The 24,455-nt window shown below is 60.5% G+C and carries 21 protein-coding genes and 2 pseudogenes; 11 read left to right on the top strand and 12 right to left on the bottom strand.

What is annotated here, in order from left to right; all coding sequences use genetic code 11:
* The first annotated feature begins 4 nt into the window (after positions 1-4).
* From glgA to ACZ9BX_RS19100, 5 genes and pseudogenes are all read left to right on the top strand, one after another.
* Positions 5-1,447 (top strand): glycogen synthase GlgA, encoded by a 1,443-nt coding sequence (gene glgA / locus ACZ9BX_RS19120; protein ID WP_027507998.1) that lies wholly within the window; start codon positions 5-7, stop codon positions 1,445-1,447.
* A 5-nt stretch (positions 1,448-1,452) separates the two neighbouring features.
* Positions 1,453-3,084 (top strand): alpha-D-glucose phosphate-specific phosphoglucomutase, encoded by a 1,632-nt coding sequence (locus ACZ9BX_RS19115; RefSeq protein WP_476219607.1) that lies wholly within the window; start codon positions 1,453-1,455, stop codon positions 3,082-3,084.
* A 10-nt stretch (positions 3,085-3,094) separates the two neighbouring features.
* Positions 3,095-5,074, top strand: coding sequence for a glycogen debranching protein GlgX (gene glgX / locus ACZ9BX_RS19110; protein WP_476219605.1), 1,980 nt, complete (start codon positions 3,095-3,097; stop codon positions 5,072-5,074).
* A gap of 88 nt (positions 5,075-5,162) precedes the next feature.
* Positions 5,163-5,651 (top strand): MaoC family dehydratase, encoded by a 489-nt coding sequence (locus ACZ9BX_RS19105; protein WP_476219604.1) that lies wholly within the window; start codon positions 5,163-5,165, stop codon positions 5,649-5,651.
* 12 nt (positions 5,652-5,663) lie between these two features.
* Positions 5,664-6,142: pseudogene (locus ACZ9BX_RS19100) on the top strand (HIT family protein).
* A 29-nt stretch (positions 6,143-6,171) separates the two neighbouring features.
* Here the strand turns inward: ACZ9BX_RS19100 and ACZ9BX_RS19095 are convergent.
* From ACZ9BX_RS19095 to ACZ9BX_RS19080, 4 genes are all read right to left on the bottom strand, one after another.
* Positions 6,172-6,720, bottom strand: a complete 549-nt coding sequence (locus ACZ9BX_RS19095; RefSeq protein WP_476219603.1) for a sarcosine oxidase subunit gamma — start codon at positions 6,718-6,720, stop codon at positions 6,172-6,174.
* Positions 6,713-9,706 carry a sarcosine oxidase subunit alpha gene (locus tag ACZ9BX_RS19090; protein WP_476219602.1) on the bottom strand — a complete coding sequence of 998 codons (2,994 nt, stop codon included), beginning with the start codon at positions 9,704-9,706 and terminating at the stop codon, positions 6,713-6,715. Before ACZ9BX_RS19090 ends, ACZ9BX_RS19095 begins: the two co-directional genes overlap by 8 nt.
* Positions 9,703-10,044 (bottom strand): sarcosine oxidase subunit delta, encoded by a 342-nt coding sequence (locus ACZ9BX_RS19085; protein WP_027507991.1) that lies wholly within the window; start codon positions 10,042-10,044, stop codon positions 9,703-9,705. The genes ACZ9BX_RS19090 and ACZ9BX_RS19085 overlap by 4 nt, the downstream gene beginning before the upstream one ends.
* Before the next feature lie 214 nt (positions 10,045-10,258).
* Positions 10,259-11,512, bottom strand: a complete 1,254-nt coding sequence (locus tag ACZ9BX_RS19080) for a sarcosine oxidase subunit beta family protein (protein WP_027507990.1) — start codon at positions 11,510-11,512, stop codon at positions 10,259-10,261.
* Between the two features lie 242 nt (positions 11,513-11,754).
* Here ACZ9BX_RS19080 and ACZ9BX_RS19075 point away from each other — a divergent pair, with 242 nt between their 5' ends.
* Positions 11,755-12,681, top strand: coding sequence for a FecR family protein (locus ACZ9BX_RS19075; RefSeq protein WP_476219600.1), 927 nt, complete (start codon positions 11,755-11,757; stop codon positions 12,679-12,681).
* 4 nt (positions 12,682-12,685) lie between these two features.
* Here ACZ9BX_RS19075 and ACZ9BX_RS19070 read toward each other — a convergent pair.
* The 5 genes and pseudogenes from ACZ9BX_RS19070 to ACZ9BX_RS19050 form a co-directional block, all read right to left on the bottom strand.
* Positions 12,686-14,858 (bottom strand): annotated as a pseudogene (locus ACZ9BX_RS19070) (CHASE2 domain-containing protein).
* A gap of 181 nt (positions 14,859-15,039) precedes the next feature.
* Positions 15,040-15,270: a hypothetical protein gene (locus ACZ9BX_RS19065; RefSeq protein ID WP_476219599.1), complete on the bottom strand. Its 231-nt coding sequence runs from the start codon at positions 15,268-15,270 to the stop codon at positions 15,040-15,042.
* A 54-nt stretch (positions 15,271-15,324) separates the two neighbouring features.
* Positions 15,325-15,561, bottom strand: a complete 237-nt coding sequence (rpsU, locus tag ACZ9BX_RS19060) for a 30S ribosomal protein S21 (protein WP_022715889.1) — start codon at positions 15,559-15,561, stop codon at positions 15,325-15,327.
* A gap of 52 nt (positions 15,562-15,613) precedes the next feature.
* The gene (locus ACZ9BX_RS19055) at positions 15,614-15,907 is read right to left on the bottom strand and encodes a cold-shock protein (protein ID WP_476219597.1); all 294 of its coding nucleotides are present in this window, start codon (positions 15,905-15,907) and stop codon (positions 15,614-15,616) included.
* 126 nt (positions 15,908-16,033) lie between these two features.
* On the bottom strand, positions 16,034-16,243 hold the full coding sequence (locus tag ACZ9BX_RS19050; RefSeq protein ID WP_027507985.1) for a cold-shock protein: 210 nt from the start codon (positions 16,241-16,243) through the stop codon (positions 16,034-16,036).
* Between the two features lie 365 nt (positions 16,244-16,608).
* Between ACZ9BX_RS19050 and rpsU (ACZ9BX_RS19045) the strand changes: the two genes are divergently transcribed.
* The 5 genes from rpsU (ACZ9BX_RS19045) to ACZ9BX_RS19025 all read left to right on the top strand — a co-directional run bounded on the left by rpsU (ACZ9BX_RS19045) (position 16,609) and on the right by ACZ9BX_RS19025 (position 21,339).
* A complete protein-coding gene (gene rpsU / locus ACZ9BX_RS19045; RefSeq protein ID WP_003585885.1) occupies positions 16,609-16,821 on the top strand; it encodes a 30S ribosomal protein S21 in 213 nt (70 codons plus the stop codon).
* Positions 16,822-16,957: 136 nt separating this feature from the next.
* Entirely contained in the window at positions 16,958-17,827 is an 870-nt protein-coding gene (locus ACZ9BX_RS19040) for a tetratricopeptide repeat protein (protein ID WP_476219595.1), read from the top strand.
* A gap of 26 nt (positions 17,828-17,853) precedes the next feature.
* Entirely contained in the window at positions 17,854-18,918 is a 1,065-nt protein-coding gene (locus ACZ9BX_RS19035) for an NAD(P)/FAD-dependent oxidoreductase (protein ID WP_476219594.1), read from the top strand.
* Positions 18,919-19,136: 218 nt separating this feature from the next.
* Positions 19,137-20,795: a sensor histidine kinase gene (locus ACZ9BX_RS19030; protein ID WP_476219592.1), complete on the top strand. Its 1,659-nt coding sequence runs from the start codon at positions 19,137-19,139 to the stop codon at positions 20,793-20,795.
* A gap of 61 nt (positions 20,796-20,856) precedes the next feature.
* Positions 20,857-21,339, top strand: coding sequence for a DUF992 domain-containing protein (locus ACZ9BX_RS19025; RefSeq protein WP_132562739.1), 483 nt, complete (start codon positions 20,857-20,859; stop codon positions 21,337-21,339).
* A gap of 98 nt (positions 21,340-21,437) precedes the next feature.
* On the opposite strand, the gene ACZ9BX_RS19020 is transcribed toward ACZ9BX_RS19025, so the two are convergent.
* Genes ACZ9BX_RS19020 through ACZ9BX_RS19010 form a run of 3 tightly spaced genes read right to left on the bottom strand, consistent with a single transcriptional unit; the run spans position 21,438 to position 24,389 of the window.
* Positions 21,438-22,832 carry an NAD(P)(+) transhydrogenase (Re/Si-specific) subunit beta gene (locus tag ACZ9BX_RS19020; RefSeq protein WP_476219590.1) on the bottom strand — a complete coding sequence of 465 codons (1,395 nt, stop codon included), beginning with the start codon at positions 22,830-22,832 and terminating at the stop codon, positions 21,438-21,440.
* A 10-nt stretch (positions 22,833-22,842) separates the two neighbouring features.
* Positions 22,843-23,241, bottom strand: coding sequence for a proton-translocating transhydrogenase family protein (locus tag ACZ9BX_RS19015; RefSeq protein WP_476219588.1), 399 nt, complete (start codon positions 23,239-23,241; stop codon positions 22,843-22,845).
* Positions 23,241-24,389 carry a Re/Si-specific NAD(P)(+) transhydrogenase subunit alpha gene (locus ACZ9BX_RS19010; RefSeq protein WP_476219586.1) on the bottom strand — a complete coding sequence of 383 codons (1,149 nt, stop codon included), beginning with the start codon at positions 24,387-24,389 and terminating at the stop codon, positions 23,241-23,243. Before ACZ9BX_RS19010 ends, ACZ9BX_RS19015 begins: the two co-directional genes overlap by 1 nt.
* Positions 24,390-24,455: the final 66 nt, after the last annotated feature.

Raw genomic sequence — 24,455 nt, 5'->3', positions numbered from 1 at the left:
ACATATGAAAGTTCTTTCGGTTTCGTCCGAAGTCTTCCCTTTGATCAAAACAGGGGGCCTTGCCGACGTGGCCGGCGCCCTGCCAATCGCACTCAAGCGGTTCGGCATCGAGACGAAGACCCTCATGCCCGGCTACCCGGCAGTCATGAAGGTCATTCGCGATCCTGTCGTCCGCCTGCAGTTCGATGATCTGCTGGGAGCGCCCGCGACGGTGCTGGAAGTGGAGTATGAAGGCCTCGATATCCTCGTGCTTGACGCCCCCGCATATTACGATCGTGCGGGCGGTCCATATCTCGACCAGACGGGCAAGGACTATGCCGACAACTGGCGGCGCTTCGCGGCGCTGTCGCTGGCAGCTGCCGAAATCGCCGCGGGCCTGATGCCGGACTGGCGCCCGGACCTCGTGCATGCCCATGATTGGCAGGCTGCGATGACGCCGGTCTATATGCGCTACTATCCGACGCCAGAGCTGCCAAGCGTTCTGACGATCCACAACATGGCCTTCCAGGGCCAGTTCGGCGCTGATATTTTCCCGGGCCTGCGCCTGCCGCCGCATGCGTTCTCGACTGAAAGCATCGAATACTACGGCCATATCGGCTTCCTGAAAGGCGGCCTGCAGACTGCGCACGCGATCACGACCGTCAGCCCCACCTATGCCGAAGAAATCCTGACGAACGAGTTCGGCATGGGGCTGGAAGGCGCCATCGCCAGCCGCCGCGAGGTGCTGCACGGTATCGTCAACGGCATCGACGCTGAAGTTTGGAACCCGGCGACTGATCCGGTCGTCCATACCCATTACGGCATCACGACGCTGAGAAATCGCGAAGAGAACCGCAAATCGATCGCCGAGTTCTTCCGCCTGCATGACGACGGTGCGCCGATCTTCAGCATCATCAGCCGCCTTACCTGGCAAAAGGGGATGGACGTGATCGCCGCGACCGCCGACGCAATCGTCGCCCTTGGTGGCAAGCTTGCCATTCTCGGTTCCGGCGATCCAGCGCTTGAAGGCTCGCTGCTTGCCGCCGCCGCCCGTCATCCTGGCCGCATCGGCGTCTCGATCGGATATAACGAGCCGATGTCACACCTGATGCAGGCCGGTTGCGACGCTATCATCATTCCCTCGCGTTTCGAACCGTGCGGTCTCACCCAGCTTTACGGCTTGCGTTACGGCTGCGTGCCGATCGTGGCACGCACCGGTGGTCTCAACGATACCGTGATCGACGCCAATCACGCCGCGCTTGCAGCGAAAGTCGCAACGGGGATACAGTTTTCTCCCGTCACCGCAGAGGGTATGTTGCAGGCAATCCGGCGTGCACTACATCTCTTCGCAGACCAAAAAGTCTGGACCCAATTGCAAAAGCAAGGCATGAAATCGGATGTCTCGTGGGAGAAGAGCGCCGAGCGCTACGCTGCCCTCTATTCAAGCCTCGCCCCGAAAGGCAAGTGACAGAAATGAACAAATCTGTATCCACAACGCCCTATCAGGACCAGAAACCCGGCACGTCGGGTCTCAGGAAAAAGGTCCCGGTCTTCCAGCAGCCGAACTATGCTGAGAACTTCATCCAATCGATTTTCGATTCACTGGAAGGCTATCAGGGCAAGTGCCTCGTCATTGGCGGCGACGGACGCTACTACAATCGCGAAGTCATCCAGAAGGCGATCAAAATGGCCGCCGCCAATGGCTTTGGAAAAGTCATGGTTGGCAAGGGCGGCATCCTTTCGACCCCGGCGGCCTCGCACATCATCCGTAAATACAAGGCTTTCGGCGGCATTATCCTTTCTGCCAGCCACAATCCCGGCGGCCCGACCGAGGATTTCGGTATCAAATACAACGTCAATAACGGCGGGCCGGCGCCGGAAAAGATTACGGACGCAATCTATGCCCGCACCAAGGTGATCGACAGCTTCAAGATCGCTGATTTACCGGACGTGAACCTCGATCGCATCGGCAAGGAAGAACTGCCCGGCGGCATGATGCTTTCGGTCATCGATTCGGTCGAGGATTACACCGCGCTGATGGAGGAGCTCTTCGATTTCGGCGCGATCCGCAATCTGATCAGCCTCGGTTTCCGCATCGCCTTCGATGCGATGAGCGCCGTTACCGGCCCGTATGCCAAGGAAATCTTCGAAAACCGACTCGGCGCGCCGCTCGGATCGGTGCGCAATTTCATGCCACTGCCGGACTTCGGCGGGCATCATCCGGATCCGAACCCTGTCCACTGCAAGGAACTCTATGACGAGATGATGGGCGACGACGCGCCCGATTTCGGCGCAGCTTCGGACGGCGACGGCGACCGCAACCTCATCGTCGGCCGCGGCATCTTCGTCACCCCATCGGACAGCCTGGCGATTCTAGCAGCGAACGCCAATCTCGCGCCCGGATATTCCGGCGGCCTGGCAGGCATCGCACGCTCCATGCCGACCAGCGGCGCCGCCGACCGCGTCGCGGAAAAACGCGGCATCGGCATGTACGAAACGCCGACCGGCTGGAAATTCTTCGGCAATCTGCTCGATGCCGGCATGGCGACGATCTGCGGTGAAGAAAGCGCCGGCACCGGATCCAACCACGTCCGCGAAAAGGATGGTCTCTGGGCCGTGCTCCTCTGGCTGAACATCCTCGCTGTCCGCGGCGAAAGCGTTCAAGACGTCGTCACCCAACATTGGCAGACCTATGGCCGCAACTACTATTCCCGCCATGACTATGAGGGCGTCGATACCGATGCCGCCAACGTGCTGATCGATAACTTGCGCAGCCAACTTTCGACCTTGCCGGGCAAGACTTTCGGCGCCTTGACCGTCGAGAAGGCGGACGACTTCGCCTATCACGATCCGGTCGATAAGTCGGTCAGCGAGCATCAGGGCATTCGCATTCTTTTCACGGGCGGCTCGCGCGTGGTGTTCCGCCTCTCCGGCACCGGTACGTCCGGCGCGACGCTGCGCGTATACCTCGAGCGTTACGAGCCGGATTCGACCCGGCACAACATCGAGACGCAGGAGGCGCTGGCCGACCTGATCGCCGCTGCGGAAAGCATTGCGGATATCCGCGAGCGCACGGGCCGTGATGCACCTTCTGTGATCACCTGATCGGAGGCTCATGCGGGCGGACAACAGGGCTAAAGGAGGCGCGATCCTCTTCGAAACTGGCGTCGAATTTGCCGTCTGGTCTCAGCACGCCGCGGAGATCCAGCTCTGCCTCTTCGATGAAACCGGCAACAAGGAATTCGCGCGCCTGCCGATGGCGCGCGAAGACGGCCATGTGCACCGGCTCTTTGTCGACGATCTGAAGGAAGGCACCCGTTACGGCTTTCGAGCCGACGGCATCTATGCGCCGGAAAACGGCCTCTGGTTCGACCCGTCCAAGCTTCTGGTCGACCCGTACGCCAAGCAGCTCGACCGGCCCTTCCGTCATGATCCGCGCCTCGGCGTCTTTGGTGAAGACACCCAGAACCTGATGCCGAAGGCTATGGTGGCCCGCGATACGAAAGTGACGCTGGAGAAGCCGCTCTTCGAGCCAGGCGGTTTTATCTATGAGATTGCAGTCAAGCCGTTCACCATCCTCCATCCGGATATTCCCGAGACGCAGCGCGGCACCGTCGCTGCACTTGCCCATCCCTCGGTAATCGCTCATCTCAAGCGTATCGGCGTCGATGCGGTCGAGCTGATGCCGATCACCGCTTGGATCGACGAGCGCCACCTGCCTCCGCTCGAGCTCGCAAACGGTTGGGGCTACAATCCCGTTGCCTTCATGGCGCTCGATCCCCGCCTCGTGCCGGGTGGCATGGCGGAACTGCGCGATACGGTCGCGAAGCTTCGCGCCGAAGGCATCGGCGTTATCCTCGATCTCGTCTTCAATCACACTGGCGAAAGCGATCGATATGGCACAACACTTTCGTTGCGCGGCCTCGACAATCTCTCCTTCTTCCGCCATCAGCCCGAGCGCCCCGGTGAGCTCGTCAACGACACCGGGACGGGCAATACGGTTGCCTGCGATCACCCCTATATCCGCCAGCTCATCATCGACAGCCTCCGCCATTTTGTCCTCGGGGCCGGCGTCGATGGTTTCCGCTTCGATCTGGCGCCTGTGCTCGGCCGCACGGCAAACGGCTTCGAAGCCCATGGGGGCAGCCTTTCCGCGATCCTTGACGATGACGTGCTCTCCGACCGCATAATGATCGCCGAGCCCTGGGATATCGGTCCTGGCGGTTACCAACTCGGCAATTTCCCGGTTCCCTTCCTCGAATGGAATGACCGCGCTCGCGACGATATCCGCTGCTATTGGCGCGGCGACGACTGGAAGACAGGGCCGCTCGCAACAGCACTGGCGGGTTCCTCCGACATCTTCTCGCGGAACGGCGGGACAGCGACGCGCAGCGTCAACTTCCTCGCCGCCCATGACGGTTTCACGCTGAAGGACCTCGTTTCCTATAGTCACAAGCACAACGAGGCGAACGGCGAGGAAAACCGCGACGGGCACAGCGAGAACCATTCGTGGAACAACGGCATCGAAGGCGAGACACGCTATCCGGATATCATCAAGAAACGCCGCGACGATCTGAAGGCGCTGATCTCGACGCTCTTTGCCAGCCGCGGCAGCATTATGCTGACTGCGGGTGATGAAGGCGGGCGAACCCAGCGCGGTAACAACAACGCCTATTGCCAGGACAACGAGATAACCTGGGTCGATTGGAAGGGGCTGGATGAGGAACTGATCGCTCATACCGCCTTCGTCGTCGCATTGCGAAAGCGCTTCTCCGTCTTCTCGGAAAGCGGTTTCTTCGACGGCGATGGCGATGTCGAATGGATATCGCCCTCCGGCCACCCGATGACCATCGGCGAGTGGGAGACGGCGAATCTTTCCACGCTTGGCATGCTACTCACAACACGCGATGGCGATAGCCGCAGACAGGTGCGTCTGGCCGTGCTTTTCAACCGATCGGACAGGGCACACGACTTCCTTCTCTCAGCCCCGAACACTGCCGTGTGGCGGCTATTGAGTGCATCCGGGAACTCCCGGAAGCTTGGCGGAACAGTGACCGTTCCGCCGCGGTCGGTCATCTTTTGCGTTGGGAATTGATTCAAGCCGCAACGGATGTGAATCGTTGTCGTAATTGTCACAAATCCACTGTAAGCAATTGAGCAGGCGGCTTCTTCACGGGGAATTTATGGTCAAAGAAATTTCGCTCGCGGAAGTCCGCGGGCTCATTGGCACGAAAACAGGCCTTTCGGATTGGATTCTTGTCGATCAGCCGATGATCGACGCTTTTGCGCACGCCACCAACGACCATCAGTTCATCCATACCGATCCGGTCCGCGCCGCAGCCGAGAGCACATTCGGCGGCACGATCGCACATGGCTTCCTGACACTCTCGCTGCTTTCCGCCATGAATTACAATGCGCTGCCAAAAGTTCGCGAGCAGACGATGGGCATCAATTACGGGTTCGACAAGGTGCGCTTCATGGCTCCGGTCAAATCTGGCACCCGCATCCGCGGCCATTTCGTCCTCGCGGACGCACGCTTCCGCGGCGCCAGCATGCTGATGACCACCTATGAGGTGTCCATCGAGATCGAGAACGAGAGGAAGCCAGCGCTTACCGCCAACTGGATCACCATCATCCAGTTCGACCCGAAGGACCGGCCGGGGGAAACCTAAGGAGCAGGCTCTTTGGAAATCCCAGCACAGTTCCATGTCCTCGAAACCGGGAGATGGCTTGTAAACCACAGGATGAATTCAGCGTTGCCGGGCTATCTCATGGTCGGTTCGAAGACGCCTGCAAGTGAACTTTCCGAATTGACCGACAGCGCGCTTACCGAACTGGGCCCGCTGCTGGCAAAGGCTCAGGACGCTCTGCAACAGGTCCTGCAAGCGCGGCGCGTCTATATCGGCCGATACGGACACACCCCCGGGCTATCCGATCCATTTCCACATAATTCCCATTTATGATTGGGTGGAAACACGCTTCTGGGAGGATGCGAGATATCGGGTGCTTGAGGGCTTTACCGAACCCGGCAAGACCACTGATGGCGCGGAGTTGACGCTCTTCGTATCGCGGGAATTTTTGCGAACGAGCGGTTCCGCCGCCGATCAAAGGCCCTTCCGTTTCAAAGGCCATCGAATTGCTGAGAACGGCTTTGCGTCCTTAGCCGCTTTCAGCAATTTCGCCGCCAGCCCGTCAATGGCCAGCATCTCCCGCCGCCTCGGCGAGCAGGCCGAAGACATAGTCGGAAAACGACCGCCAGCATTCGATCCGGAACGTATGATCCTCGGTGCGGAAGAGCACGACTTCGGCCTTGCCGAACAGAGTGCGCGAGCAGGTGCCGACCGGAAATGCGCCGATCGAAAGGTCCTGCGGGCAGCCGGCCGAAAGCGTCACTTCGGCGCCCGGACCGGAAACGATGATGCCGACATTGCGATGGGATACATCCGTCGCCGAATGCAGCACGTCCGCGCCGGAAAAGGCGGCCATCAGGTCCGCGCCGCTTTCATCGATCACCAGCCATTCGTCCGGACCGAGCCACAGAGCCGAGCGTCCGTCCTTGTGGCCTGATGTCTTCGGCGTATCCGGGATCGTCACGCCAAGGGCCGAAGAAAGAGCCTTGAGGGATTCTGCCGGCGCCCGGAGCGCCAACCGGCTCGCCGCCGGTGCAGGCGTCAGCCGCACGGCGGCAGAACCGCCGTGGCGACCGGAAAGGGCGGATTTACGAATTGCCACATCAACCATTGATCCGGCCTCCTTCCTTGTCAAAGAACACCATGTCCGTCACCTCGACGGCAATCGTCTTGTCCGGCATCGGTACATAAAGAGTCTCGCCCATGCGCGCCCGGCCGCCCGCGACCAGCGCGAAGGCGATCGACTTGCCGAGGTTTTCCGACCAGTAGGACGAGGTCACATGACCGAGCATCGTCATCGGCTTCGGCTCGTTCGGGTTGGCGACGATCTGTGCGCCTTCTTCCAACACGACCTTCGGATCCTTCGTGACAAGGCCGACGAGTTGCTTTCGCCCTTCCCTGACGAGATCGGGACGCTTCAGCCCGCGAATGCCGACGAAATCCGCTTTCTTCTTCGAAACAGCCCAAGAAAGAGCAGCATCGTCCGGCGTAACCGTGCCGTCCGTATCCTGGCCAACGATGATATAGCCCTTCTCGGCGCGAAGAACGTGCATCGTCTCGGTACCGTAGACGCACGCGCCGAGCGGCTCGGCATTCGCCCAGACAGCTTCCAGCACCGATTGACCAAAGTCGGCAGGAACGTTGATTTCGAAGCCGACTTCGCCGGTAAACGACACACGGAAGAGGCGCGCAGGCACGCCGCAGACCTTGCACTCGGCAACGCTCATATGCGGGAAGGCCTCGTTGGAAATATCGAGTCCTTCGACGAGCGGTGCGACGATCTCGCGCGCCTTCGGCCCCTGCACGGCAATCACCGCCCACTGTTCCGTCACGGAAGTCAGCCACACCTTCAGATGCGGGAATTCCGTCTGCAGATAGTCTTCCATGTGATGAAGCACACGCGGCGCGCCTCCGGTCGTCGTCGTGACGTGGAAGCGACCCTCGCTCAGGCGTCCGACGACGCCGTCGTCGTAAATAAAGCCGTCTTCGCGCGTCATGATGCCGTAGCGGCACTTGCCCGGTTTCAGCGTATCCCAGGCATTGGTGTACATGAGGTTCATGAATTCCGCCGCATCCGGGCCGACGACCTCGATCTTGCCGAGCGTCGAGGCATCGAAGACGCCCGCAGCCTCGCGCGCCGTCTTGCACTCGCGGGCAACCGCCTGATGCATCGTCTCGCCGGCACGCGGATAGAACCAGGCACGTTTCCAGTTGCCGACATCTTCGAAGACAGCGCCGTGATCTTCTTCCCACTGATGCATCGGCGTCTTGCGCGTTGGGTCGAAGAGTTCGCCGCGCGAATGGCCGACGAGCGCGCCATAGGTGACCGGTGTATAGGGCGCACGGAAGGTCGTGAGGCCCACTTGGGGGATTTCCTTGCCGAGCATTTCGGCGGCGATCGCCAGACCGTGCATGTTAGAGAGCTTGCCTTGGTCGGAAGCCATGCCGTTCGTCGTGAAGCGCTTGATGTGCTCGATCGAGTGCATGCCTTCGCGCACCGCAAGACGGATGTCCTTGGCGCAGACATCGTGCTGGAAGTCGATAAAGGCCTTGGCGCTCGCTTCCGGTCCGGCGCCTTCGGCAGCGCCGATCATGCCACCTGTCCAGTCATAGGCCTGTTCGCCCGAAATACTGATCTTGCCGCTGCCGGATTTTCCGACGGCCTGCGCCATCAGCTCACCGGCTGCCAGCGACTCTTCGATCGTCTGCTGCAGGCCGTCCGTGCCGTTGCAAGCGCCGACCGACAGGCAGTCCTGCGCATAGGTGCCGGGCAGGAACCGCTGGCTTTCCGGCTCGAACTTCACCTTGCCGCGCGACTGAGAGAAGAGATGCACCGACGGCGTCCAGCCGGCCGAAACCAGCAATCCGTCGATGACGATCTTGCGCGGCGAACCGCCGCCGTTACGCGCAACGGTCATCGATGAGACGCGAAGCTTGCCCGAAGTATTGATAACCGATTGTCCAGTCAGCACCTCGACGCCGAGCGAACGCGCTTCGGCAAGAACTGCAGCCCCCGGCGTCTGGCGGCAATCGACGATCGCAGCGATTGCCACGCCTGCCCGCTTCAGATCGAAGGCGGCTTCATAGGCCGAGTCATGCGCCGTGTAGACGCCAACCTTTGCACCAACGGCGACGCCGTAATGGTTCAGGTACATGCGCGCGGCGGACGCCAGCATGATGCCCGGACGGTCGTTGTTCGGGAATACCATATGCCGCTCGATCGCACCGCCGGCGAGGATCACCCGCTTGGCGCGGACCTGCCAGAGGCGCTCGCGCGGCAGGCCGCGGTCGGGCTTGGCGATATGGTCGGTCACGCGTTCGGCAAGACCGATGAAATTGTGGTTGTAGTAGCCGAAGGCTGTCGTGCGGGTCAGAACCTGCACGTTGTTCATCGCCTTCAACTTGGCGGTCGCCTGCTGCGCCCAGGCGTAACCCTCGATGCCGTCGATCTTCATGCCACTGTCGAAACGCAACGCGCCGCCGCATTCCGCCTGCTCGTCGCATATAATGACGCTGGCACCTGCTTCAGCCGCGGCAAGGGCGGCCGAAAGCCCGGCAACGCCCGCACCTGCCACCAGCACATCGCAATGCGCGTAGCGGCTTGCGTAATGATCCGGATCGCTTTCCGTCGGCGCCACGCCGAGACCGGCAGCACGTCGGATGATTGGCTCATAGACGTGCTTCCAGGCGGCCTTCGGCCACATGAAGGTCTTGTAGTAGAAGCCCGCCGCGAAGAACGGCGAAAGCAGATCGTTGACGCCGCCGACGTCGAAAGCGAGAGACGGGAAGCGGTTCTGCGAATTGACGATCATTCCGTCGAAGACTTCCTGGACCGTCGCGCGCACGTTCGGCTGCTTGCGAGCCGAGTCTCGGGAAACGTCGATCAGCGCATTCGGCTCTTCCGCGCCGGCTGAAAGGATGCCGCGCGGGCGGTGATACTTGAAGGAGCGGCCGACGAGATGCACACCGTTCGCAATAAGCGCCGAGGCGACCGTATCGCCTTCGAGCGCGGTATAGCTCTTGCCGTCGAAGGTGAAGCGGGCGGTCCTCGCCGGCGTCAGGCGTCCCTTGCCTGCAATTCGGTTCGCGCCGCTCATTTCGCCTCTCCTTCCGTCGCTTCATAGGTTTCGACGGGGGCGTGCGGAACACTGGCAGCGCCTATTTCAGGCTTCGGCTCGCCTGCCTTATAGGTCATGATGAATTTGTCGCTGACTGTATCGCGCGCCGCATTGAAGAAGCGGCCGCAGCCATGGATATGCCGCCAGCGTTCGAAGATCAGACCCTTCGGATTGTCGCGCAGGAAGAAATACTCTTCAAATTCCTCGTCGGAAATCGAAGCGATGTTCTGCGGCCTCGCAATATGCGCATCGCCTGCGCCGCGGAATTCGAGCTCGGAACGTTCTTCCTGACAGTATGGGCAGTAGATCAGTAGCATTTTATTCTCCCTCTTCTCCCCCGCAGGGAGAAGGTGCCCGAAGGGCGGATGAGGGGGGTGAGGAGCGAACGCGGCGAACGGCCTGAGTGGAAGCGAAGGGCAACTAACGGCCCGCCGTGCCGCCCCCTCATCCGACCCTGCGGGCCACCTTCTCCCCGCTGGGGAGAAGGGAAGACCCATCGCACCGTCCCGTGCAAATCAATCGGCGACATCATCAATGCGCCACCGCTGCGGCAGCCGCTTCGTCGATGAGCCTTCCGGTGCGGAAGCGCTCCAGCGTTAGCCCGGCGTTGAACTTGTGCGGCTCGTCCCGGGCGATCAGGTGCGCAAAGAGATTAGCCGAGCCCGGTGTCGCCTTGAAGCCACCAGTGCCCCAGCCGCAGTTGACATAGAGTCCCGGAACCGGCGTCTTCGACTGGATCGCCGAACGGTCCGGCGTGTTGTCGACGATACCGCCCCAGGAGCGCATCATCTTCACTCGGCGGAACATCGGGAAGAGCTCGCAGATCGCATCGAGCGTATGCGTGATGATCTGCAGGCCGCCGGTCTGCGAATAGGAATTGTACTGGTCCGTGCCAGCGCCGATGACGAGCTCGCCCTTGTCAGACTGCGAGATATAGGCATGCACCGTGTTCGACATGACGACGCAGGGGAAGATCGGCTTCAGCGGTTCGGAAACCAGGGCCTGCAGCGGGCTCGATTGCAGCGGCACGCGAACGTCCGCCATCTTCATCACGGTCGTCGTATGGCCGGCCGCGGAGACGCCGATCTTCTTCGCGCCGATGAAGCCGCGATTGGTTTCAACGCCCGTCACCCTGCCATCAGGACCGCGGCGCAGGCCTGTGACTTCGCAATTCTGGATGATGTGAACGCCGCGATCCGACGCCGCACGCGCATAACCCCAGGCGACTGCATCGTGACGTGCCGTACCGCCGCGGCGCTGCAGAGCCGCGCCGTTGATCGGGTAGCGCGCCGTTGCCGAAATATCGAGCGGCGGACAATAAGCCTTTGCCTGCTCTGGCGTCAGCCATTCGTTGTCGATGCCGTAGAGCCGGTTGGCATGGATATGCCGCTTGAAGGACTGCTGGTCGTGAATGTTGTGTGAGAGCATCATCACGCCGCGCGGCGAATACATCACATTGTAATTGAGATCCTGCGACAGATTCTCCCAGAGCTTCATCGAATGCTCGTAGATGTGCATGCTCTCTTCATAGAGATAGTTCGAGCGGATGATGGTAGTGTTACGACCGGTATTGCCACCGCCGAGCCAACCTTTTTCCAGCACTGCGACATTGGTAATGCCATGCTCCTTAGCAAGGTAGTAGGCTGCCCCCAGACCATGCCCGCCGCCGCCGATGATGATGACGTCGTATTCCGCGCGCGGTTCCGGCGAAGTCCACTGCCTGTCCCAGCCCTTATGGCCTCTGAGCGCTTCCCGTGCCACGGCAAAAACCGAATATTTCCGCATCCGCCTTCGTCTCCTTCAGGGAAAGGCATTTCCTTCGTGGCCATACAAATCGCAAATCGAAATGCGGCACAACGTTTCTTTTGCGACGCGAACGGGCTTTTGTTTGACATGCCTGGAACAAGTGCTGATGAGACTCCACCGGCTGAACCGCGTTCGTGCCGGATTAGTCGAACTAACCCAAGAGGGCAGGCAGACGGGTGGCAGTATCATATGCTAATATTCCTATGCTTAGGGGTATTTCCATGTCGTATCTGCGTCCTGTTACAGCTGCGGTGCTCTGCGCGGTGCTTTCCAGCCCCATGCCGGTTTCCGCAACCGAGCAGGTCGGCCAGGCGATCCGGATCAAGACGCAGGTCACCGGTCAATCGGGACCGCTGACGGTAAATGCCGCTGTCCATCGCGACGAGCGCATTCGTACCTCGCAATCCGGACTTGGCCAGTTTGTCTTCCGGGACGGTACGAAGCTTGCGGTCGGCTGGGGCTCGTCGGTCGTCATCGACAAATACATCTTCGATGATTCGCAATCGGTGAAGAGGCTGAGCATCCGCGCAGCGAAGGGAACGTTCCGCTGGATCAGCGGCAGTTCGAAATCGTCCGCCTACCAGATCCTGACGCCCGCAGGTACGATCGGTGTGCGCGGCACTGCCTTCGATTTCTATGTCGGCCCCGATGGAACAACAGCCGTCGTTATGCTGAATGGTGCCGCTCAGTTTTGCGGCCCCGGCGGCTGCCGGCAGCTGACACGCCGTTGCGACTGTGTCGTTGCGACACCTAACGGAAACATGACGGATGTGGCGCGCGTCAACCAGGGCGTCCTTCGCAGGCTCGGAACGTCAGACGCGCTCCCATTCCTTTCCGGCGGCCAGTCGCTTACCGGCATGATGGGCGGCGGCTGCGGGTTGACCGCGGCGTTGCAACGGCGCCCTGAAGCGCCTCAGCGACAGGCACCGAGCACCCCGCCTCCGGAACCAAAGCCCGAGAAGCCGCGGGAACCTGGCAGGCCCCACACGGACAAGCCGCGTGATCACACCGATAGGCCGCACGACCCTGACGGGCCGCATAAATCATATGACCACAACCGAGGGGATCACGACAAAGGTCGCGATAAGGCCGATCGTCATGACAAGGATCATGACAGGGATCGTGGCGAACGGAACCGCCATCGTTAACACCTCACTCAGCCGGCCGCGCTTCCTCGGAAACCGGTTCATCGCGGAAATGATCAGCCCTGCGGGAAATCCGGCGATAAAATTCTGCCAATCCAGGAGCCATCATCTTGGCCCTCAGCCTGATGGCGCTGACGATCCGGCGAGCGTCGGGCGAGCGCGACCGAAAGGCTTCAATAAGCTGATTGTGGAGGCGCTGCAGTTCCCCAAATTCCGCTGATTGTGCCAAGCGCTGATCGCCAACAACAGCGAATAGACGCGTGCGGCTGCTCTTTCCCTTCAGACCGATAATGCCCGCCTCTAGCAGCGCGGCACCTAGCTGCAGCCGCGCCGTATCCTCCGAAATCAGAATATCGAAACCGACTTCCTTGCAGGAGGATTCGATGCGCGCAGCAACGTTCACGGCATCGCCGACGGCCGAATAGTTGAAGCGCGATTCGGCCCCCATGTTTCCGACGCAGGCAACGCCGGTATGGATGCCGATGCCGATACCGACGGGCTGGTCCGTGCCGAAGCCGAAGGCGTCGGCAGCATTCAGTTCGGCAAGCGTTTCCCGCATGGCCAGTGCCGCACGCACCGCCTTCGTCTCGTGACCGGCAACATCGACTGGTGCATTCCAGAAGGCCATGATCGAGTCGCCGATGAATTTGTCGAGCGTGCCCTCATTGGCGACGACATGGCGGCTCAACGCATCGAGCAGCGTGTTGAGGAATCCGACGACGGCCGTTGGCGATAGGCGCTCGCTGATTTCGGTGAAATGACGTACATCGACGAACATGACCGTCAGTTCCCGATCGTCGCCGCCAAGGCGCAATGCGTCGCGCGTATGCTCGATACGATAGAGGAGTGACGGTGATAGATACTGTCCGAAGGCGCGGCGAACCTCGCGCCGCTCCCGGTCAATTACAAGGATGCGGAACGATGTCGCTGAAAAATGGGTGATCGATCCGCTGATGATCGGCGCCAACGGATCGAAGAGAAGCCCGGAATAGGAAAAGCAAAGCCAGGACGCGACAAGAGCGAGCGCAGTGATCGCCAAACCGCAGGCGAGCGCCACGGCCGGGCTGACGAAGGTCGTCAATATCACCAGAAGGCTGCCCAGCATCGCGATGGCGAATATCTCCAGGCCGTCCGCCCAATCCGGCCGCGACAGATAGCGGCTGTTCAGGATCTGCTCGACAGTCTGCGCATGCAGCGAAACCCCCGGCACATTCTCTCCAAGCGCCGTAACGCGGATATCCTGCAATCCGGCAGCCGAGGTGCCGACAAAGACGATGCTGCCGGTTGATCGCCGCGCTGACCTCCGGCGATGCTCCTTCCGCCGCAAGCACATGCCGCGCGGAGACATATCTCTCCGCATGGTCGGCGCTGACGTAAAGCCAGAGCTCACCTGCCGCCGTCACGGGAACGACGAAGTCGCCGATCTTGGCCGATGTCATGACACCGACTGCGTCCGGTGCGCCTGCCAGCACATAGGTCGAAGCACCCTGGGCAACACGCAACGCTTCGAGCGCCAGGTTAGGATAAAGCTGCTCGCCGTCCGTCAGAAACAGCGGAACCGCCCGCACTACCGATGATGGGCTGCCTGGGTTAAGGCTGATATGGCCAACACCGGCGGCATTCGCTTCAAGACGCGGCCGCAACGGCGTTGCAGCTTTGATATGCGGAGGTGCCTCGACGGGACTTTCGCCGGTGAAGGCGAAACCAGCCTTGACCGATGGACGATATGTTCCCTCGTTGGATAAGCCGAAGCCGAGCACGACGGGCTTATCGGCAATCGAATCAGCAAAAATGTTGTCATTGTCCGGCAACTGCGCCAGAAGCGACGGATCGATCCCCGGCACATTGCCGACGACAGCGCGAGGTGAAAGCCTGTCCGGTTCGGCAAAAAGTATATCGAAAGCAATCGCCGCCGCACCCATCTCGGACAGTCTGTTGACAAGCAGGGCCAACCTATCCCGCGGCCACGGCCACTGGCCGAATTCCCGCAGCGACGCCTCATCGATATCAATCACCCGCACGGGCAGCTCTTCGAACGGCCGCGGCGACACGCGCTGGTACTCGTCGAAGGTCACATCGCGGATCGATCGCAGGAGCTGCGGATCACCGGCCCGCAGCAGCGTGAGCATGGCAACAATCGCCAAGCCGATGATGACGCCGATTTGCTGCGTGCGTGTCATGAACCGATGGCGCCCCTACGCTGCAAGCTTGCTGAGCAGCAAGGAAAAGCTACCCCGCTTTAGCCCTGAACACCATCCTGTCTTAGAACTGGCTCGCAGCATAAAGACAAATTGTGTCGGAGCGCGGAAATCGGGCTAGGCAGACTACCGGCCGGAGGAGAGGATCACGTTTGCAATAGACCTATTGGCCGGCCGATTTGACTGAGGCCTTGCGTTTCCGTTTTGCTACCGGAAGCTCCGGCTCAGCTTCGGCTTCCCGCTGAAGACGGAGAGCTTTCAACTTCTCCGTCTTTTTTTCGCGCAGTTTCGCCTCATCTGCGATGATCGCCCGCGCCGTGTGATCCGTCGCTTCGGCCTTGTCACGGGCCGACATCTTCGTGGCGTTGAAGAATGCGTCCTTTGTGGCAGTCATTCGCTTTTCCCTTGGATGGTTAGCGTAGTTGGAAGCCAGCCTCGCAAGCGGTCATTAGCGCGTATTTGCCGCCTTCTTGGGCATCGGCAGCAAACCTTCGCGCTGCATCTTCTTGCGCGCGAGTTTCCGCTGGCGGCGAATAGCCTCACCCTTTTCGCGGGCCCGCTTCTCGGACGGCTTTTCATAGGCGCTACGCGCCTTCATTTCGCGAAACAGCCCTTCGCGCTGCATCTTCTTCTTGAGTACGCGAAGAGCCTGATCGACATTATTGTCCCTGACGAGAACCTGCAAAATCTTTTCCTTTCGCCGGCATGACACGCCGTGCTGTTAACGAGTGAAGACGTTACTTTCGAATCTTGATGCTGGAAACCTTCAACCAAGGCTCGGCATTGGAAGTTTGAACTGCCTTAGTACCGACGATCCGCGGTGGGGATTCGGTCGCATCGATATCAAGTGCGGTTATCCTGCGCTCGAAGTTTTCAGCCTCGAACCGGACACGATACTGCACATGTCCATGGTCGTTCGGCAGCACGCCGACAACCTTGCATCGCCTGTTGGCCGCCGCCGTTCGGGTGAGACCGGACTTCAGCACCACAAGGTCGCCGACTTTATAGTTCGAATAGTTCGGCTTTGGCATCGCGGCACCCTTTCAAATGTCAGATGGTCGGATCGCCTAAACAAAAAGGCCGGGCGCTTTACCCGACCTCTCCCATCATTCAGCCTGCTGCCAGTACATCCGTGGTCAGCCAGGGCTAATGACAAATCATGCGGCCTGGAGATTGTCCGCTGCGTTCTTGCCGGACTTTTTATCCCGGACCAGATCATAGCGTACCTTCTGTCCATCGGACAGTGTGCTCATCCCGGCGCGTTCCACTGCGGAAATATGCACGAAGACGTCAGTCGAGCCGTCATCCGGCTGGATAAAACCAAAACCCTTGGTGCTGTTGAACCATTTAACTGTGCCTGAATTCATGAACGATCTCCTTTCAATCGTTGCCTTACCGGAGAAACATTCGCCGGTTCTTATCGATGTTGAGAGGAAATCTGACAGAACGCTTTCGGCGTGTGGACAAAGGTCGCAAGCAATATTCGATGCGCTACATATAGGTGCATTTTCAAATACGGCAATAGCAAATGCATCGAGATGCCGTGTCCGCCAGGGTAACCGAGGGCCGCGCCCGCCATTTTTTCGGCAGATCGCCATATCAGTCTGGACTTCACCCCTCCGATCTGGTATCCCCCATCACCAATCGCAAGGCTCCGGCCGCGCGAACCGTATTATTTTGCCCTGGCGCTGTCGCCGCTGGTGTCAACCAAAACCAAAGGAACGTGATTCTCGTGCAGGTACTCGTCCGCGATAACAATGTCGATCAGGCTCTCCGCGCTCTCAAGAAGAAGATGCAGCGCGAAGGCATTTTCCGCGAAATGAAGATGCGCGACTACTACGAAAAGCCGTCGCAGAAGCGCGCTCGCGAGAAGGCCGAAGCCGTTCGCCGCGTTCGCAAGCTGGCTCGCAAGCGGGCGCAGCGCGAAGGTCTGGTCGCACGCTAGGCGGTGCCGTCGTTATTTCGACGTTTTCAGATGCATGTTGGCGGGGGCGATTACGTGTCGCCGCCGCCTTTTTATTTTGCCGCTGAAGATCGCATATCCGATTACCGCGGATATGACGCATGGGGAAAGCGCACGAATGGCTGATTTCTTGTTCATCTCGCCCCGGTCCTTGCGCGCGCCGAAGGCGACGTTGCTGCCGGTGCTTGCAGTCCTTGCCGCAGTCGGTCTCGCCGGCTGCCAGACCGACAACACCTCCGATGCTGTGATCCGCCTCGACAAGGCCCAGGGCTCTGAAGGGAACATCGCCTCGCTAACTTCGGTGATCAATGCCAATCCGCGTGATCCGGAGGGCTATAACGTGCGGGGTTCGGCCTATGGCCGCGGCGGTCAATTCAAGGCCGCGCTAAACGACTTCAACACCGCTCTGCAGATCAATCCGCGTTTCTTCCAGGCCTATGCCAACCGCGCGCTTGTCTATCGCAACATGGGCCAGCCACAACAGGCGATCTCCGACTACAATGCGGCATTGCAGATCAACCCGAGCTATGACGTCGCCTATATCGGCCGTGGCAACGTCTATCGTCAGGCCGGCCAGGACGATGCGGCATTCAACGATTTCGACCGTGCGATCCAGCTCAACACGACGGATGGCCGCGCCTATCACAATCGCGGCCTGATCTTCCAGAAGCGCAATCAGCAGGACAAGGCGATCGACGATTTCTCGAAGGCGATCTCGCTGTCACCAAATTCGGCCGAGCCCTATAACGGCCGGGGCATTTCCTATATCGCGCTGAACGACGACGACAATGCCTTCGCCGACTTCAACCATGCGATCGAGCTCAACGGCAACATCGCCGAATCCTGGGCCAACCAGGCGCTTGTCTATGAACGTCGCGGCGACAAGGCGAAGGCTGCCCGTTCCTATCGCCATGCGATCGGCCTGGACCCGAAATACCAGCCGGCCCGTGACGGCCTGGCCCGCGTCGGTGCCACCACCAGCGGCTGATACCCGAAGATCGTGGAGAACCAGCGATGGCGGCGAAACAGCATGTGATCGTCGTCGGCGCCGGCATCATCGGCGCCTCGATCGCCTGGCATTTGGCGAAGGCCGATGCCGCTGTGACCGTTGTCGCCCAAGAAACGGGCGGCGTTGCGACACCCAATTCCTTTGCCTGGATTAACGCCAGCTGGGGAAACCCGGAATTCTACTTTCATTTCCGGCGCCGTTCCATGGCGGAGTGGAAGCGGTTTGCCGCCGAGCTTCCGGGCCTGCCGCTTTCCTGGTGCGGCGGCACCTGCTGGGACCTGCCTCCCGATCAACTCGCGGCGTTCGAGAAGGAGCACAGCGGCTGGGGCTACGGAATCAGCCGGATCGATCGCAGCGAAATCTCGCGCCGCGAACCCTATCTCCGCAATCCTCCCGATTTCGCCCTCGCCGTCGCTGAGGAAGGCGCAGTCGAGCCGGTTGCCGTAGCGCGCATGATGCTGGCGGATGCAGAAGCGCGAGGCGCAAAATTCATCGGCGGTGCCGTTCGCGGCCTCATCCGCAGCGGCGAGCACATTACGGGCATCGTGACGTCCCAAGGTTTGATCGAAGCGGACCATGTCGTCCTCGCTTCCGGGGCAGGATCCGTTCCGATCGCTGCATCGGCCGGGATCACACTGCCGATCGACGCGCCGCCTGGCCTGATCGTGCACTCCCGCCCCTTCGGGAAGCGGCTGAACGGCCTGGTGATCGCGACGGAGCTGCATATGCGCCAAACCGCCGAAGGGCGCATCATCGCCGGCAGCGACTTCGGCGGCGGCGATCCCGGTGAAGACCGCCTGGCGACCGCCGCGACTCTCTTTGCAAAGGTCAAAGCAAACCTTTTTGGAAGCGATGCGCTGACAATGGACTTCCTCACGGTCGGATACCGACCGACGCCGCGGGACGGCTTCCCGATTATCGGCAATTGTGGCATCAGTGGCCTCTATGTTGCGGTCATGCATTCCGGCGTGACGCTTGCTCCGTTGATCGGCACGCTGGCGGCAAACGAGATTCTGTCAGGCGCAACTGACGCAAGCTTGAGCCCATTTCGGTTCTCCCGGTTTGCCTGATGGCGCAATTGTATGGCGATTACAATTCTTCCGTCAGGATGTTTTAGTGTGTTGCAACCACTTCCCCCTGCCCCTAACATGCCCCTGCTTCGATAGCAGGCTATCGGGAATCCGAACGCATTGAGGGCACTGACGGCGATGCAGTTTTTTGCTTTCGTAACTGTTTGCGAAAATCCGGCCGGGCAATTCGCCCACGAAAGCCTGCAAAGAATATGCCCATGAGTCTGCGCGCACGGCTGTTTCCGAAAGCCTCTATTGGCACCTATCTCGTCGCCATGGCGGTCTCGATCGCTGTGCCGATCTTTGCCTTTGTCACCCTCCTGCTTTTGCAGCTCGAGGACAATCAGCGGACAACGTTAAGACGCGAGACAGCGCAAGACGCGCTGACCCTCTCCCGCACGATCGACCGTCAATTGCAGGACATGGCGACGACCCTTCGCCTGCTCTCGACCTCGCCAGAGCTCGAGAACAACGATTTCGCTGCCTTCCATGAACGCACAGAAACGGCCCTGCGCGGCGACACGCTTTACGTCCTAGCCGTCGACCGAAGCGGCCAGCAACTTCTGAACACGCGCCGTGATTTCGGCACGCTGCTTGGCAAGACGGCCAACATCCCGGCGATGGAATCGGCCATCAACTCTGGCCGCATCGAAGCATCCGATGTCTTCAAGGGAGCGACGAGCGGCGAATGGGTCTACAACGTCACGATACCCCTGGATGCGGGCCAGGTTGCGGCGCTGATCGTCACCCAGAACGCCAAGGACCTCGCCAGACTTGTCACGACCGAAGGGCTTCCATCGGGGTGGTCGGCTGCGGTCATCGATCAGGGTGGCCATGTGGTGGCTTCGAGCGGCATGGCGAGCATTGACCCCGGAACGCCGTTCGACACGCGTATCCTGCCGTCGCTTATCGCTTCGCGCGGCGTCTTCGAGGACAAGGATATTTTGCCGGATCAGCTCCTGGGCTATGCTCAAATTCCGGGCTGGTCCTGGAAAACGGTGGTTTGGGGGCCGATCGCCACGGCACAGGCATCGATCCTCACGACCTGGCGCTTCCTGATTGTCGGCGGCATCGCATTACTTCTGGTCGCGGTGCTCGCGGCCTATGCCGTGGCGCGGCAGGTGCGCACCACGATCCGCGACATCGCCGACATGGCAAGCCGCATGGGAGAGGGCCATATCGTGGCGCCGATCGATACTAGCGTCATCGAGGCAAACCAGGTCGCCGTAGCTCTTTCCAATGCCTCTTTCGACCGCAGCCAGACGGAAGACCGTCTGCATTTCATAATGCATGAGCTGGTGCATCGAACGAAGAACTTGCTCACGCTGGCCCAGGCAATGATGCGCCAGCTCGCCAAACAGGCCGAGAGTGTCGAGAGCTTCCAATCCGCCGTATCCGATCGCCTAGACGGCCTCGTCCGTTCGATCGAGCTTTTGACAAGCGAACAATGGTCCGGCGCATCGCTCCGCCGGGTCATCGACATTCATCTGGAGGCTTTCCCGCAGGCGGCAGAACAGCTTGAGATTTCCGGTGAGGACTTTGTCGTCAAGCCCGAGGCCGTCCAAAACCTCGGCTTGACGCTGCATGAACTGGCCACCAATTCAGTTAAATATGGGGCGCTTTCCATACCGCAGGGCCGCGTCTCCTTCTCCTGGGCGAATATTCAGACAGAGGATCAGCCCGAAGCGATGCTGCGTTTCATTTGGGAAGAACGGAACGGCCCTGAGGTCGCGACCCCATCCCGCTCCGGCTTCGGAACCACGGTCATCAAGACGCATGCCGCGGCCGCTTTTCGAGGAACGGTGCAGGTGGACTACCTGCCGGGAGGCATGACCTGGACGCTGACAGCTCCGCGCAGCACGCTCGAGCGGGAGTAACCGCCGGAACAATCAAAAGGATCAATTCGTTTCCGATAGGTCATCCGAAAGGAGAACGGCCATGTTCAAGCACATGATGATCGCAGCGACGGCAGTGGCGGCAGCAGCCTTTGCAAGCCCGGCAAGCGCTGCAAACTATGTCAGCCTCGGCCGTCTGGTCTGCGGATCGGAAGGCGGTCAGGGACTGATCGTCACTTCACGGAAGAATCTGATCTGCACCTACACCCCTGCTGGCGGCGGCCCGAAGGCCGTCTATGCCGGGAAAATCGAAAAATTCGGCCTGGATATCGGTGAGACTGGCAAGAGCGTCATGATCTGGCAGGTTCTTGCAAGGACCGGCACCAACATTCCGGAATTTGCGCTTGCTGGCGAATATTACGGTATTGGTGCCGATGCCAGCCTCGGCGCAGGTGCCGGCGCCAAGGTGATCGCCGGTGGAACCAACCAGGCCTTCATGCTGCAGCCGCTGAATGTCCAGGCTCAGGAGGGCCTCAATCTCGCGATCGGCGTGGAGAAAATGACGCTGGCGCCCGCTGCTACCTGATAAAGGTCAGCGGAGATGGAAAAAGGCTCGCCCAGGCGGGCCTTTTTCTTCGGCTGGCAAGCCGACTATGAACACTCGGCTCGGAGCCGGGCCATGGCTCAGTGGCCGATCGCCTTGTTGATCTCTTCGGTCACCTTCTTGGCGTCGCCAAGCAGCATCATCGTGCCGTCCTTGTAGAAGAGCGTATTGTCTATGCCGGCATAGCCGGAGCCAAGCGAGCGCTTGACGAAGAGGCAGGTCTTGGCCTTGTCGACATCGAGGATCGGCATCCCGTAGATCGGCGAGGTCTTGTCATCGCGCGCCGCTGGATTGGTGACGTCGTTGGCACCGATGACATAAGCGACATCGGCCTGGCCGAAGTCGGAGTTGATGTCCTCGAGCTCAAAGACCTCGTCATAGGGCACATTTGCTTCGGCCAGCAGCACGTTCATGTGGCCGGGCATGCGGCCCGCGACCGGATGGATTGCGTATTTGACCTCGACGCCTGCCTTCTTGAGGTTGTCGGCCAGTTCACGCAGCGCATGTTGCGCTTGTGCAACCGCCATGCCGTAGCCCGGCACGATGATGACCTTGGAAGCGTTCGCCATCAGATAGGCTGCATCCTCCGCCGAGCCGAGTTTGACGGTCTTGTCGGAATTATCCGCAGCACCTGCAGAAGTCTCGCCGCCGAAGCCTCCGAGGATGACGGATATGAACGAACGGTTCATGCCCTTGCACATGATATAGGAGAGGATCGCGCCCGAAGAGCCGACCAGCGCACCGGTTATGATCAGAGCGAGATTACCGAGCGTGAAACCGATCCCGGCGGCCGCCCAGCCGGAATAGGAGTTCAGCATGGAGACGACCACCGGCATGTCCGCGCCCCCGATCGGCACGATCAGCAGCACGCCAAGCGCCAGCGAAAGCGCCACCACGGCCCAAAAGTCGAAATGGCTTTCCGTTGCAGCGAGCCCGACGATGAAGAGCACAATCAGTGCCAGCAGCCCAATGTTGATAATGTGCCGGAAGGGCAGGAGGATAGGCTTGCCGGACATCCGCCCGTCGAGCTTCAGGAAGGCGATAATCGAGCCGGTAAAGGTGAGCGCACCGATCGCAGCGCCGATCGCCATCTCGATACGCGCCTCTCCACGGACCGAGCCGATATCGCCGATGCCGAAGGAGGCGGGTGTATAAAGCGCGGAGGCCGCAACGAGCACGGCGGCAAGACCAACCAATGAGTGGAAGCCTGCCACCAGCTGCGGCATCGAGGTCATCGGAATGACGCGGGCGATATAGGCGCCCGCCCCGCCGCCGATTGCCAGTCCGAGCACGATCAGCACGAACCCGGTGAAAGAAGGCGTTGCCAGCACCAGCGTCGTGAGGATCGCGATCCCCATGCCGATCATGCCGTAGAGATTGCCCTTGCGGCTGGTGGCCGGGTGGGAGAGGCCGCGGAGCGCCAGGATGAAAAGCACGCCGGAGACGAGATAGAGGAAAGCTGCGATATTGGTCATTCGTCCGGCCTCACTTGTCTTTCTTGCGGTACATCGCCAGCATGCGCTGCGTGACGAGGAAACCGCCGAAGATATTGACCGAGACGAGAACAAGCGCGACGAAGCCGAAGCCGGTCGCAAGCCCGCTTGCCGAAATGCCGACCGCAAGCAGAGCGCCAACAACGATGACCGAGGAGATGGCGTTGGTGACGGCCATCAGTGGCGTATGCAGCGCAGGGGTCACGGACCAGACGACGTAATAGCCGACGAAGATCGCTAGCACGAATATCGCGAACTGAAAGATGAAGGGATCGATCGCCCCGCCCGTCGCCGCACTTGCCGCTTCCGGTGCCTGCGCGGCCGCAGTCACGACTGCGTTGACCGCTTGGTCGAGCTGCTCCAGCGCCTTGTCCATTGCTTCACCGGCCATCAGTTGTCCCCCTTCTTCGTCCCGCCGAATGCCGGGTGTACGACATCGCCCGCATAGGTCAGCATGGTTGCCTTGATGAGTTCATCATCGAGGTTCAAGACAACGCTCTTGGTTTCCTTGTTGACCATGGTCTCGAGGAAGGTGACGAGGTTCTTGGCATAGAGCGCCGAAGCGCTGGTGGCGATCCGGCCCGGCATGTTGGCAAAGCCGATCACCTTCACGCCTTCGACCTCAACGACCTCGTCTGCAACCACCCCTTCGACATTGCCGCCACGCTCGACCGCCAGATCGACGGCAACGGCGCCGGGCTTCATCGAAGCCAGCATCTCGCGCGATACGAGCTTCGGCGCAGCGCGTCCAGGGATCAGTGCCGTGGTGATGACGATGTCCTGCTTGGCGATATGCTCGGCAACGAGGGCTGCCTGTTTTGCCTGGTATTCCTGGGACATTTCCTTGGCATAGCCGCCGGCCGTCTCCGCCGCCTTGAACTCCCCGTCTTCGACAGCGATGAACTTGGCGCCGAGCGAGGCGACCTGCTCCTTGGCAGCGGGGCGAACGTCCGTGGCCGAGACCGCAGCGCCGAGGCGGCGCGCCGTCGCAATCGCCTGGAGGCCTGCCACGCCTGCCCCCATCACAAAAATCTTGGCGGCCGGAACGGTGCCCGCCGCTGTCATCATCATTGGCAGGGCGCGATCATAAGCCGCCGCCGCTTCGATGATGGCCTGATAGCCCGCAAGATTTGCCTGAGATGAAAGAACGTCCATGGATTGCGCGCGGGTGATACGCGGCATCAGTTCCATCGCGAAGACAGAAAGGCCCGCTTTGGCCATCGCTGCAATCACCTCGTCGTTTCCGTAGGGATCCATGATCGCGATGACGACTGCACCGCTCTTATAGCCTGCGATCTCCGCCTCCGTCGGGCGGCGCACCTTCAGCACCACGTCCGCAGTTGCCGCTTCACTTGCGGAGCCGATTCGCGCCCCTGCAGCCTCGAATTCGCTGTCCGGTATGCGAGACTGAGCGCCCGCGCCTGCCTCGACCACTACGTCGAAGCCGAGGTTCTTCATCTTCTTCACGGTCTCTGCGGACGCCGCAACACGTGTCTCGGAACCGCTCGATTCTTTTGCAATGAAAACGATATTGCCCAACTGCCCCTCCTCCGGGTCAGCCAGACCACCGCGGGCTCACCCGCTCGGGCCAAGCACCTATTCAAA

It is taken from the genome of Rhizobium sp. USDA 3886 (assembly GCF_056279785.1).
This window is presented reverse-complemented; position numbering and strand designations above follow the sequence as displayed.

Bases quoted from the DNA above. Each gene is read 5' to 3' on its own strand.
- glgA (WP_027507998.1), top strand. From the start codon at position 5: ATGAAAGTTCTTTCGGTTTCGTCCGAAGTCTTCCCTTTGATCAAAACA.
- ACZ9BX_RS19115 (WP_476219607.1), top strand. From the start codon at position 1,453: ATGAACAAATCTGTATCCACAACGCCCTATCAGGACCAGAAACCCGGC.
- glgX (WP_476219605.1), top strand. From the start codon at position 3,095: ATGCGGGCGGACAACAGGGCTAAAGGAGGCGCGATCCTCTTCGAAACT.
- ACZ9BX_RS19105 (WP_476219604.1), top strand. From the start codon at position 5,163: ATGGTCAAAGAAATTTCGCTCGCGGAAGTCCGCGGGCTCATTGGCACG.
- ACZ9BX_RS19095 (WP_476219603.1), bottom strand. From the start codon at position 6,720: ATGGTTGATGTGGCAATTCGTAAATCCGCCCTTTCCGGTCGCCACGGC.
- ACZ9BX_RS19090 (WP_476219602.1), bottom strand. From the start codon at position 9,706: ATGAGCGGCGCGAACCGAATTGCAGGCAAGGGACGCCTGACGCCGGCG.
- ACZ9BX_RS19085 (WP_027507991.1), bottom strand. From the start codon at position 10,044: ATGCTACTGATCTACTGCCCATACTGTCAGGAAGAACGTTCCGAGCTC.
- ACZ9BX_RS19080 (WP_027507990.1), bottom strand. From the start codon at position 11,512: ATGCGGAAATATTCGGTTTTTGCCGTGGCACGGGAAGCGCTCAGAGGC.
- ACZ9BX_RS19075 (WP_476219600.1), top strand. From the start codon at position 11,755: ATGTCGTATCTGCGTCCTGTTACAGCTGCGGTGCTCTGCGCGGTGCTT.
- ACZ9BX_RS19065 (WP_476219599.1), bottom strand. From the start codon at position 15,270: ATGACTGCCACAAAGGACGCATTCTTCAACGCCACGAAGATGTCGGCC.
- ACZ9BX_RS19055 (WP_476219597.1), bottom strand. From the start codon at position 15,907: ATGCCAAAGCCGAACTATTCGAACTATAAAGTCGGCGACCTTGTGGTG.
- ACZ9BX_RS19050 (WP_027507985.1), bottom strand. From the start codon at position 16,243: ATGAATTCAGGCACAGTTAAATGGTTCAACAGCACCAAGGGTTTTGGT.
- ACZ9BX_RS19040 (WP_476219595.1), top strand. From the start codon at position 16,958: ATGGCTGATTTCTTGTTCATCTCGCCCCGGTCCTTGCGCGCGCCGAAG.
- ACZ9BX_RS19035 (WP_476219594.1), top strand. From the start codon at position 17,854: ATGGCGGCGAAACAGCATGTGATCGTCGTCGGCGCCGGCATCATCGGC.
- ACZ9BX_RS19030 (WP_476219592.1), top strand. From the start codon at position 19,137: ATGAGTCTGCGCGCACGGCTGTTTCCGAAAGCCTCTATTGGCACCTAT.
- ACZ9BX_RS19025 (WP_132562739.1), top strand. From the start codon at position 20,857: ATGTTCAAGCACATGATGATCGCAGCGACGGCAGTGGCGGCAGCAGCC.
- ACZ9BX_RS19020 (WP_476219590.1), bottom strand. From the start codon at position 22,832: ATGACCAATATCGCAGCTTTCCTCTATCTCGTCTCCGGCGTGCTTTTC.
- ACZ9BX_RS19015 (WP_476219588.1), bottom strand. From the start codon at position 23,241: ATGGCCGGTGAAGCAATGGACAAGGCGCTGGAGCAGCTCGACCAAGCG.